The following is a 10,578-nucleotide window of genomic DNA, read 5'->3' as shown; positions in this document are numbered from 1 at the left end:
TTGGGGGCATGCGACGACGGAGTGTGAAGGTACTGCTGACCGGTACGGCGTCGGATTCCCATACCTGGAATCTCGTCTACCTTCGGCTGTTCTTGGAGGAGCAGGGCCATGAGGTGACCGGCCTGGGACCCTGCGTCCCCGACGAGCTGCTCGTGGCGGCCTGCGCGGAGCCCCGGCCCGACCTGGTCGTCATCAGCAGCGTCAACGGCCACGGCTACCGCGACGGCCTCTCCGCCGTCCGCGCCCTGCGGGCCGCCGGAGTTCGGGTCCCGGTGGTCGTCGGAGGCAAGCTGGGCGTCGCCGGGCGGGCCGACGAGGAGCGGCGGAACATGCTGCTTGAGGCCGGCTGCTCCGCCGTGTTCGACGACGGCGACGTCCAGGCCCTGCGTGCGTTCACGGCCGCGCTCGTCCCCGCCGACCCGGCCGACGACGACGCGGCACCCGTGGCCGCACTCCCCGCCGTTCCGGTCTCCGCGGAGCGGGTGCCGGTGGCGTCCGAGCGGGTGCCGGTCGTGCCCGAGCGGGTGCCGGTGGCGTCGGGGGCCGTGGCGTGAGGACGGCCGGGGGGCTGCTCGCGGTCCCGGTGGACGACCACCGGGACGACCCCCTCCCCCTCCCCTTGCCCCGGGCGCCCCTTCCTCCGGGCCCGCCCGGCCCGCTCTCCTTCGGCGGGTTCGTCGCCCGGGCGGCCGCGGCCGGCCGGCTCGTGGTCCAGCCGCGGATGGGTTTCGACACCCCGGAGCGGATGCGGGCCGGACTGGCCGCCACCCGGGCCGCCGCGGCGGTCACGGTCGGCACCCTCACCATCGACAGTTACACCCGGGTCGGCGACCACGCGGCGGCCCGCGCGGCCCTCGCGGAGGGCGCCCCCCTCAACGGGTACCCGATCGCCGCCCACCCCGCCGAACGCACCCGCGCCATGCTCGACGGGATCCTCGGCCCCGCCTTCCCCGTCCAGGTGCGCCACGGCTCCTCGCGGCCGGAGGCCATCGTCCGGGCCCTCGCCGCCGCCGGCCTGGACGCGACCGAGGGCGGCCCCGTCTCCTACTGCCTCCCCTACGGCCGTACGCCATTGGCCCGGTCCGTGGACAACTGGGCGCGGGCCTGCGAACTCCTCGCGGCCCTGGCGCCCGCGCCACGCGTGCCGCACCTGGAGAGCTTCGGCGGCTGCATGCTCGGACAGCTCTGCCCGCCCGGACTCCTGGTGGCGCTCAGCGTGCTGGAGGCGCTGTTCTTCACCCGGCACGGCATCCGCAGCGTCTCGCTCAGCTACGCCCAGCAGACCGACCCCGTGCAGGACGCCGGGGCCGTCCGGGCCCTCCACCGGCTGGCCGCCGAACTGCTGCCCCCGGACACCGACCGGCACGTCGTCCTCTACACCTACATGGGGGTCTTCCCCCGGACCGCACACGGCGCGACCCGGCTCCTGGAGGACTCCGCGCGGCTCGCCGTCCACGCCGGGGCGCAGCGGCTGATCGTCAAGACGGCGGCCGAGGCGCACCGCATCCCGACCGTACGGGAGAACGTCCGCGCCCTGGAGACGGCCGCGGCGAGCGCCGAGCTCGCGGCGCCGGCGGATGCCACGGTCGCCGCGGCGCTCGAGGCCGACAGCGAGGTGTACCGGGAGGCCCGGGCCTTCGTGGACGCCGTCCTCGACCTCGGCACCGACCTCGGCCGGGCGCTGCGCACCGCCTTCGCGCGCGGGGTCCTGGACGTGCCGTACTGCCTGCACCCCGACAACGCGGGCCGCTCCCGCAGCTTCGTCGACCCCGGTGGCCGGCTGCGCTGGGCGGAGACCGGGTCGATGCCCGTACCGCCGTACGCGGCCCCCGGCGGCCGCACTCCGCTGACCTCCGACGGGCTGCTGGCCGCACTGCACGGTGTCGCGGCCCGCTACGACACCGCGTCACCGCCCGGGCCTGCGCCGACTGCCGCGCCCCCGCCCGACCTCGCCCCACCCGCCTGACCGGCAGACCGTCTGACCGTCTGACCGTCTGACCGTCTGACCGGCTGACCGGACGGCGTCGGCTCGCTCGCCCGGTCCTCTTCCTCCCGCCTGACCTTGCCCCTGCCGCCTCCCCGACCCTCTGGAGTAGACCGACATGGAACACGCCCGCACCCCCGCTCCCGCCCCTCCCTCCCTCGGCGAGCACCTGGCGTCGCCGCGTCTGCGGTCCGCGATGCTGGTCCAGCAGGAAGCGCTGTACGCGGCGCGGGAGTTCCTGCGCGGCGAGGGCTTCACCGAGCTGCTCCCCCCGCTGATCGGGCCGGTCACCGACCCCGGCGGCCGGGGCGCCAAGGCGCTCGACGTGGACTACTACGGCCGCCCGTACAAGCTGATGACCAGCGCGATCCTGTACAAGCAGGCCTCGCTGCGCGGCTTCCCGCGGCTGTTCTACATCGCCCCGAACGTGCGGGTGGAGCCGCCTGAGACCGCCGGCACGGGCCGGCACCTGGTGGAGTTCCACCAGATCGACGTGGAGATGGCCGGGGCGAGCCGGGAGGAGGCGCAGGAGATCGCCGCCGGGCTGCTGGCCCGGGTCGTGGAGCACGTCTGGACGGCCGTTCCCGACGTCCTGCGTGAACTGGGGCGCGACGAGGGGGCGTTCGCCGAGCTGCGGGCCGGGAAGTTCGAGGCGTGCACGCACGAGGAGGCGGTGGCGCGGCTGGCCGCGCTCGGCCACGCCCAGAGTCCGGACGGGGAGATCGACTGGGAGGCCGAGCGGATCCTCTCCGAGGAGGCGGGCTGCCCCTTCTTCGTCAACGACTACCCGAAGGGTTCGCGCGGTTTCTACGACCGGGAGGATCCCGAACGGCCCGGTGTGCTGCGCAACTTCGACCTCATCGCGCACGGCGGTTTCGGCGAGCTGGTGAGCGGCAGCGAGCGGGAGGCCGACTATCCGACGATCGTCACCCGAATGCGGGAGAGCGGCGAGAACCCGGCCAAGTACGCCTGGTACCTCGACCTGGCGCGCGAGGGGCTCTCGCCCAGCGCCGGCTTCGGCATGGGCCTCCAGCGGCTGGTCCGTTTCCTGACCGGTCTGGACGCCCTGTGGCAGGTCAGCGCCTACCCGAAGCTGCCGGGGGTGATCGCGCCGTGAACACCCCCTCCCTGACGGCCGGCGGCTTCCCCGAGGAGGCGGTCCGGGCACGGGCGCGCCGGGGCGCGGCGGAGGTCTTCCCGCCGGCCGGTGCGTACGGGTCGGCGCTGTTCGGCGCCCACCCCGCCGGGGCCGCGTCGACCGCGACCGGCCCGTCCGGGGCCGCCGTCCCGCCCGCCGTCCTCGACGAGCTGGACGCGCTGCGCCTGGCACCGCCGGTCTTCATGCCCCGACGGCTGGAGAAGCTCATCGAACTCGGCCGGGAGCCCGGCCACGGAGACGTGGACCTGCGCACCGGCATCGGCGGCTTCGCCTCCCGACTCCCCGTGTATCTCTCGGCGTTCGGCTCGACACGGGCCGGAAGCGGTGATCTGGCGGTGGCGGCGGCCCGGCAGGCGGGACGGCTCGGCATCCCGATGGTCATCGGCGAGAACATGGTGCCGGTGCACGGCTACCGCTCGGTGCTGCTGGCCCGGGTGGAGGCGTACACGGAAGCCGCGGCCGACGGTGCCGGCGGCGTCGTGGTGCAGCAGTCCACCGAGGACGCCGACTCCGAGGTGTGGAACCTCCTCTACAGCGACCCGGCCTCGCGGGCCCTGCGCGACTCGGGGCGGCTCGGCTTCGAGCTGAAGATCGGCCAGGGCGCGAAGCCGGGGCTCGGCGGGATGACCGTGGTCGGCGCGGCGGAGGCCGAACGGCTGGCGGCCTCAGGGAAGTTCGCCCTCGGCGAGGAGCTGGGGCCGGACGGGGTGCGACTGCGCTGCGCGACCCCGGGCACGTTCACCGAGGAGATCGTCCGTCAGCAACTGCGCTTCATGCGGAACAACTTCCCGCTCGCCCGTACGTGGGTGAAGTTCCACCCGGGCCGTGACATCGCCACCGCCGCCGCGACGGCGTGGGCGGCCGGGGCGGACGCGGTCACGGTGGACGGCGCCGAGGGCGGCACCGGCTGGGCGCCCCGGGTGTTCCTGGAAGGCGTAGGGCTGCCCCTGGCCGCCTGTCTGGACGCGATCGACCGCCCCGAGGGGGCGAGCCTGCTGGCCTCCGGGCGGATGTGGGAGGGCGGGCGCGCGGTCCGCGCGCTGGCCCTGGGCGCCACCGCGGTGGGGCTCGGCCGGGCGGCCCTGCTCGCCGTGGACGAGGACCGGGAACACGGCCTGTCCCGGCTGGCGGAGGCGCTCGCGCTGGAAGTCCGCCTGCTGGTCAGCGCCTTGGGGCAGTACAGCCCCTCGGCCCTGAGCCGGGCCGACCTCTGGCCCCCCGCCCCCGCCACCCTCGCCACCCCGCCCGCGGTCCCCACCGGACCCCGCCCATGACCGCCCGACCGGACGGGCGGAGCCGGCCACGGGCGGGAGCGTCCCTCCGGGCCCGGCGCTCGCTCGGTGGAGCGCCGGAAAGCGGTCGGCGCCGGGCGCGACACCACGGGCCACCGACCAGGCCCGCCGCCCCCCGGCCGCTGCCCGCGTGTCCGGGCGCCGGGTTCGCCGTACGGGCCCGGTTCCTCCCGGACGGAGTACTGCCCGGCGTGACGGTGGCCCCCGGGGCCCCCGCCGTCGCGGCCCGGGCCGCCGGGGAGGCCGCGGCCCGGCGGCTCGCCCGTACCGGCCGGGCGCATCTCGGCGGACGCCTGGAGCTCCGGGTGCTCGGCACCCCGACCGGGCCGGCCACCCTCGCCCACGCCGCCGAGCGGGCCGGCGTACGGGCCGTCACCGCCGCCTTCCCCCACCCACCCGCCACCCGAAGGACCCCCTCATGACCACCACGTCGCCCGCCCCCGCCTCCACGGCTCCCCCCGCCGCGCCGGGGCCGGCCGCCGCCGTGCCCTGGGGCCGGGTCGGCGCGCTCGTCGGCGGCCAGGCGGCGGTCCAGCTCGGCAGCTTCGGACTGCTCATCGCGATGAACTGGACGGCCGTGCAGATCGGCGGCACCAAGGCCGTCACCCTGCTGATGCTGGCGGCGACCGTGCCCCGCGCCCTGATGCTGATCTTCGGCGGGGCGGTCGCCGACGCCCTCGGGCCCCGGTTCGTCCTCCTGCGCACCACCAGCGCCCGTGCCGCCCTGCTCGCGTTCGGCGCGGTCGTCACCGCTACCACCCACCAGTTGTGGCCGCTGGTGACGATCGCCCTGGTGGAGGGCATGCTGCTCGGGCTGGCCGGGCCCGCCTCCGGGATGCTGCTGCCGCGGTTCGCGAGCGGCGGGCAGCTCGCGCGCGCCAACTCGGCGTACGCGATGGTCCTCCGGGTCGCCCCGATCCTCGGCGCCCCGGCCGGCGCGTGGCTGATCACCGTCGGCGAGCTGTGGGTGGCCATGGCGGCCGCCGCCGCCACCGGCGTGATCTGGCTCGGCTGCCTGCTCCACGTCACTCGCGGCTTCACCCGGCCGGCCAGGAGCCGGGGCGGCCCGTCCCTGCTGCGACGGTCCGGGGACGGCTTCCGGCTGCTGACCCGGCATCCGCGGCTGCGCTGGATGTTCGTCGCCTCCCTCTGCCTGGACATGGCGTTCAGCTGGCCGGCGGAGGTGGCGTTGCCGCTGCTCGTGCACCAGCGCGGCTGGGGCGTCGGAGCGGTGGCCATGGTGCTGGCGGCCTTCAGCGTCGGGGCGCTGGGCTCCAGTGCGCTCGGGGCCGCCTTCGCCCACCGCATCCCGGTGTTCGTCCGGCTGGTCGTGACCGGGGCCGGCCTGGCGGTCGGCATCACGGTGATGGCGCTGATGGCGACTCCGCTGTCGCTGACCCTGGTGGCCGCCGCGGTCGGTCTGCTCTCCGGGCTGAACGGCCCGGCGATCGTGACGCTCTATCAGGAGGCGGCGCCGACCGACCGGATGGGGGCGGCGATGTCCACGCTCTCCCTCGCCGGGATCGGCACCGCCCCGCTGTCGATCGCGCTGTTCAGCTCCCTCTCGCTGGTGCTGGGCGTGCAGCAGACGTGGCTGCTGTGCGGGGCGATCGCCGCCGTGTCGCCGGTCGCGGCCTTCCTCGCGCTGCGGCAGCGGCCCGAGCCGGCCGCCGAGAGCCCGGTTCCCGCCCCCGCGTGATCCGCCCACCCGAACTGGAGGCATCCGATATGGCCGCACTCACCACCGGACGGCTGCTGGTCCCCCGCCGGCTGTCCGGCGCGGGCCCCGCCACCGCCGCCCTGACCCCGGCGGGGCCGGGGCTGTGGCTGGTGGACACCACCGAGTACCGGGCGCACGCCGCCCGGCACGCGCCCGGCACGCTGGACTCCGTGGAGCTGGCGCGCGCCGCCGAGTTCGTACGGGCCGCCGACCGGGACGGGTACGTGTGTGCGCACGTCGCGCTGCGCCGGCTCCTGGGCGCGTACCTCGGCATGGCGGCCCGTGAGGTGGTCGTCGAGCGCGCCCCGTGCGCGCACTGCGACGAGCCGCACGGCCGCCCCGTCCTGCCCGGCGGCACCCTGCACTTCTCCCTCTCGCACTGCGAGGGTCTGAGCCTGCTCGCCTTCGCGTCGACGCCGGTGGGCGTGGACGTGGAGCAGGTGCCCGACGCGGCGGCGATCGCCGAGACGGCCGACGTGCTGCACCCGCGGGAGGCCGCCGAACTCGCCGTGCTGCCCGCCGCCGAGCGGCCGCCGGCCTTCACCCGGGTGTGGACCCGGAAGGAGGCGTACCTCAAGGGCACGGGTGTCGGTCTCTCGGCCGACCCGGCCGCCGACTACGTCGGTGCCGGCCCGGTCCCGACTGCGCCGCCGGGCTGGACCCTCAGCGACGTCCTCGCCCCGGAGGGCCATCACGCCGCCCTGGCGCTCGCCGACCCCGCCCCGGATCCTGCTCCGGACCCCAGCCCGCCGGGATGACCCCGGATACGGAAGTCCCGTGACGCGTCGAGGGGGTGTCTGCCGGACACATCCGAGGCCCCGCGCCGATGGGCGCGGGGCCTCGACGCGCGTGCGGACGCCGTCCGACCCAGGGGTGGTCCTGCACGGTGCGCGGTGCACGGTGCGCGGCGGGCTGCGGGCTGCGGGCTGCGGGCTGCGGGCTGCGGGGGGCGTGTACGACGACGGCCGGTGCGTCCGGGAGGGGTTCCTCCCGGACGCACCGGCCGTTTCGCGTGTCGTGGGGTTCTCGTCAGTCTGCGGGTGCCGTCACCCGCCCCGGATCGCCCGGGGTCCGGGCCGGCCCGTGGGTCACGGGCCGTCGGTCGCCGCGGGTCCTTCGTTCTCCGGTTCCCCGTTTCCGGGGCCGTCCGGAGAGGCGTCGATCCAGGCGGTGAGCTGTTCCGGTGTGGTGGCCGGGTCCGCGACCAGGGTGGCGAGGGTGTCCTCCTGGAAGGTCGCGGTGGTCACGGCCGGACAGCGGTGGCAGGCGGAGACTCCGGTCTGCTGCCACCACTGGCACCGGCCGCGCAGGTGGCACCGTGGGACGGACCGCTCCTCGCGGGCCGCCGGCAGAGTCCGTACGCGCTCCACGAGCGTGCAGTCGTTGCCCCGCCGGTGCGCGCAGGCCGACACGCAGTGCGAGGCGAACCTCAGCACCCGGGTCGGCTCGATGCCCGCCGGGACGGCGCCGAGCGCCTCGGCGGCCGGAATCGGCCGCTCCAGGTACACGACCTGCCCGTCCTCGCCGGAACGCACCCCGAGTACCTGTGACTCGGGGCGGTCCGCGGCACCGCTCGGACACCAGGTGAGCGGGGCCTGATCGGGCCCGCTCCCGTCCTGTCGGCCGGACTCCGCGCCGGCGGGCTCCGCCGCGGCGGGCCGGCCGTCGCGCGGCGCGACTCCCACGGTGCCCACCGCCGTCAGCTCTCGACCGACTCGGCGACCTTCTGGCCGACCGGGTCGCCGAGCGTGCCCGCCTGGGCCGCCTCCAGCTCCACCGCCTTCGCCAGGTGGACGTGCAGCTCCTGGACGGAGCCGATCCGCTCGGCCGAGGCGGCGCTCGCCGGCGCCGCCGCGCCGACGGCGATCCCCGCGGCGATCACCACCGCCGCGCCACCCGCTGCCAGCCGGTTCTTCTTCATGGGCACTCCCGGTGCGAAAGGCGCAGCCACGGCTGTTCCGGAGCTGTCCGCCGACCTCCGACGGTAGGACCCCGGATGCCCCCAAGGCGGCAGTCGGCAGCGGCAGTTCGCGACGGTACGGAGCCGGGCGGGTGCGCGGCGCGGTACGGGTACGGCGCTGCATTTCCAGCGGTACGGGTACGGCGGTACGGCTACGGTGATGCGGGCCGCTCGTACCGGCGGCTCGGCCGCGGCGGGTCAGGTCACACGGCCGCCGGACGCGGGGTGCTCCCCCGGCCCTTCACGGCGCGGGGCCAGCGGCGTGGGCGAGAGGGCGGAGGTCTCCTCACCGGCTTCGAGGAGGGTGTCCGCCGCGCCGACGATGAGCGGGTCGGGCTCGCCCACGGCCTCGCGGTCCTTGCTCCCGTAGTCCACGCGCCACAACAGGCTCCGCATGGCCTCCAGGCGCCCCCTCCGCTTGTCGTTGCTCTTGACCACGGTCCACGGGGCGTGCGCGGTGTCCGTCGCCCTGAACATGTCGACCTTGGCCGCGGTGTAGTCGTCCCAGCGGTCGAGGGAGGCGAGGTCGGTCGGGGAGAGCTTCCACTGCCGCACCGGGTCCACCTGCCGGATCGCGAACCGGGTGCGCTGTTCGGAGCGCGAGACCGAGAACCAGAACTTCACGAGGTGGATGCCGTCGTCGACCAGCATGCGCTCGAACTGCGGGCACTGGCGGAGGAAGAGGTCGTACTCCTCGTCCGTGCAGAAGCCCATGACGCGCTCGACGCCCGCGCGGTTGTACCAGGAGCGGTCGAAGAACACGATCTCGCCGGGGCCGGGGAGGTGGGCGATGTACCGCTGGAAGTACCACTGGCCCGCCTCCCGCTCGGTCGGCTTGTCGAGCGCGATGATCCGGGCCCCGCGGGGGTTGAGCCGCTCGGTGAACCGCTGGATCGTGCCGCCCTTGCCGGCGGCGTCCCGGCCCTCGCACACCACGACCAGCCGGGCGCCGGTGTCCTTGGCCCAGCGCTGCAGCTTGAGCATCTCGATCTGCAGGATCCGCTTGGCCCGCTCGTACTCGCCCCGTCGCACCTTGCGGTCGTAGGGGTAGTTCTCCTGCCAGGTCCGGATCGGGTCGCCCGCGGCGCTGAGCAGTACGGGCTGTTCGGGGTGGGTGTGGTCCACGCTCAGGCCCCGGAGCAGGTCCCCCCGCCCGTCCTGATCCCGTCCGTCCTGATCCCGTCCGTCCTGATCCCGTCCGTCCTGATCCTGCGCGTCCTGGTCCTGTCCGCCGTGATCCTGCGCGTCCTGGTCGTGCCCTTCCCGGGCGCCGTCCCGGTCGTCGTCAGGCCGGCCGTCCCCCGGGACTTCCCGTTCGCCTTCGCTGTTCGTCCCCGTCACGTCGCTCACCTCGTCGTCCTCTCGTCCAGTCTGCCCCAGCGGCCCGGTCATCGCGTGCCCGACGGGGCCGTGGCCTCCCAGGGCGCGGGTCCGGTGCCGTCGCTCCAGGCGACGAGGTCCTCGTGGTCGAAGCAGAGGATCCCGCACTGTTCGGCGTACTCCGCGGCCGGCTGGGTGAAGCCGCCGGTGGTGACGACGGCGGCGACGGACGCCTCGTGGACGGCGAAGCAGGTGCCGCCGAACCGCTGGACGTCCTGGGAACCGACCTTGTTGATCGGCCCGTAGCGCTTGCACTGTATGACGACGCGCCGGCCGTCGGGGGTCGTGGCGATCACGTCGGCGCCGAGATCCCCTGCTCCGCCGACGACCTCGACGTCCCCGCAGCCGTCGCGGGCGCAGAGCGCGGCGACGGCCTGCTCGAAGGTGTCGGGGTCCATGGCCGCGTAGTCCTCCGCCCCGAGCCGGACGGTCTCCTCCACGACGACATCGGACGGGACGTCCTCCACCACCACGCCGGCGGGGACCTCGTCCGACACGAAGGCCGGTGCGCCCTCCGGCGCGCCGGGTATCGGCTCGCCCGCGTACCGGATTTCGGGCTCGCGGGTCTCCTGCACCGGGAGCACGGGGTCGACGAGGCCCGGTCCGGGGGCGCCGGGGCGCATCGCGCGGCGGCGCGGGTGGCGGCGCCCGGGCCCGCGGCGGGTCCGGGCGCGCCAGAGCAGGGGCGCCGTCAGGACGAGTCCGGCGACGGCGAGGCCCGCGGGGACCGGGTGCTGCTGGGCCGTCCGGGCGAGGAGCCGCAGGGCGAGGCCCGTGGCGCACAGGCCGATGGCGAGCAGGCCGAAGAAGAGGAGCAGTTGCCGCATGCTGAAGGCCGGCCTCCGCGGGGCGCGCCGGACGCGCTTGGTGGGCGAGGTCATGGACGGCTCCTGCCGCCGACGGCGGCCATGTCAAGATCACTCATGGGAGCCGTCTGCCCCGCGTCCCCGGTTTTCAACGGCCGGGGCGGTCGCCCGTCGGCGCTTCGTCCGGAAGGCGTCGTCGCGGCCGCTCTCGCGGGGGTCACGGCGGCCGTCTCTCGGGAGCGCCGTCTCGACGTACGTGCCCGCAGGGCCTTTGTCG

Annotated in this window: 11 protein-coding genes; 7 read left to right on the top strand and 4 right to left on the bottom strand. The window is 75.6% G+C overall.

Annotated features, from left to right (window positions below; genetic code table 11):
* Window positions 1–8: 8 nt before the first annotated feature.
* The 7 genes from ACZ6RC_RS18310 (at window position 9) to ACZ6RC_RS18280 (ending at window position 6,913) form a co-directional block, all read left to right on the top strand.
* Window positions 9–554 carry a cobalamin B12-binding domain-containing protein gene (locus ACZ6RC_RS18310; protein WP_469584167.1) on the top strand — a complete coding sequence of 182 codons (546 nt, stop codon included), beginning with the start codon at window positions 9–11 and terminating at the stop codon, window positions 552–554.
* Between the two features lie 65 nt (window positions 555–619).
* Complete coding sequence (locus ACZ6RC_RS18305) at window positions 620–1,966, top strand: methylaspartate mutase (RefSeq protein ID WP_469584388.1); 1,347 nt, start codon at window positions 620–622, stop codon at window positions 1,964–1,966.
* Window positions 1,967–2,102: 136 nt separating this feature from the next.
* Complete coding sequence (locus ACZ6RC_RS18300; RefSeq protein WP_469584164.1) at window positions 2,103–3,101, top strand: asparagine synthetase A; 999 nt, start codon at window positions 2,103–2,105, stop codon at window positions 3,099–3,101.
* On the top strand, window positions 3,098–4,417 hold the full coding sequence (locus ACZ6RC_RS18295) for a glutamate synthase-related protein (protein WP_469584163.1): 1,320 nt from the start codon (window positions 3,098–3,100) through the stop codon (window positions 4,415–4,417). The genes ACZ6RC_RS18300 and ACZ6RC_RS18295 overlap by 4 nt, the downstream gene beginning before the upstream one ends.
* A gap of 209 nt (window positions 4,418–4,626) precedes the next feature.
* Entirely contained in the window at window positions 4,627–4,857 is a 231-nt protein-coding gene (locus ACZ6RC_RS18290; protein WP_469584161.1) for a hypothetical protein, read from the top strand.
* Window positions 4,854–6,134 carry an MFS transporter gene (locus ACZ6RC_RS18285; protein ID WP_469584158.1) on the top strand — a complete coding sequence of 427 codons (1,281 nt, stop codon included), beginning with the start codon at window positions 4,854–4,856 and terminating at the stop codon, window positions 6,132–6,134. The genes ACZ6RC_RS18290 and ACZ6RC_RS18285 overlap by 4 nt, the downstream gene beginning before the upstream one ends.
* Window positions 6,135–6,163: 29 nt before the next feature.
* Complete coding sequence (locus ACZ6RC_RS18280) at window positions 6,164–6,913, top strand: 4'-phosphopantetheinyl transferase family protein (protein WP_469584156.1); 750 nt, start codon at window positions 6,164–6,166, stop codon at window positions 6,911–6,913.
* 330 nt (window positions 6,914–7,243) lie between these two features.
* On the opposite strand, the gene ACZ6RC_RS18275 is transcribed toward ACZ6RC_RS18280, so the two are convergent.
* The 4 genes from ACZ6RC_RS18275 to ACZ6RC_RS18260 form a co-directional block, all read right to left on the bottom strand.
* A complete protein-coding gene (locus tag ACZ6RC_RS18275) occupies window positions 7,244–7,690 on the bottom strand; it encodes a hypothetical protein (RefSeq protein WP_469584153.1) in 447 nt (148 codons plus the stop codon).
* A gap of 164 nt (window positions 7,691–7,854) precedes the next feature.
* Window positions 7,855–8,076, bottom strand: a complete 222-nt coding sequence (locus ACZ6RC_RS18270; protein ID WP_469584151.1) for a hypothetical protein — start codon at window positions 8,074–8,076, stop codon at window positions 7,855–7,857.
* Between the two features lie 237 nt (window positions 8,077–8,313).
* Complete coding sequence (gene ppk2, locus ACZ6RC_RS18265) at window positions 8,314–9,258, bottom strand: polyphosphate kinase 2 (RefSeq protein ID WP_391138515.1); 945 nt, start codon at window positions 9,256–9,258, stop codon at window positions 8,314–8,316.
* Between the two features lie 245 nt (window positions 9,259–9,503).
* Window positions 9,504–10,376 carry a restriction endonuclease gene (locus ACZ6RC_RS18260; protein WP_469584148.1) on the bottom strand — a complete coding sequence of 291 codons (873 nt, stop codon included), beginning with the start codon at window positions 10,374–10,376 and terminating at the stop codon, window positions 9,504–9,506.
* Between the last annotated feature and the right edge of the window lie 202 nt (window positions 10,377–10,578).

The organism is Streptomyces sp. NPDC048353, from assembly GCF_055587165.1.
The sequence above is the reverse complement of the archived record's forward strand: the minus strand, read 5'-3'. Positions and strand labels throughout refer to the sequence as shown.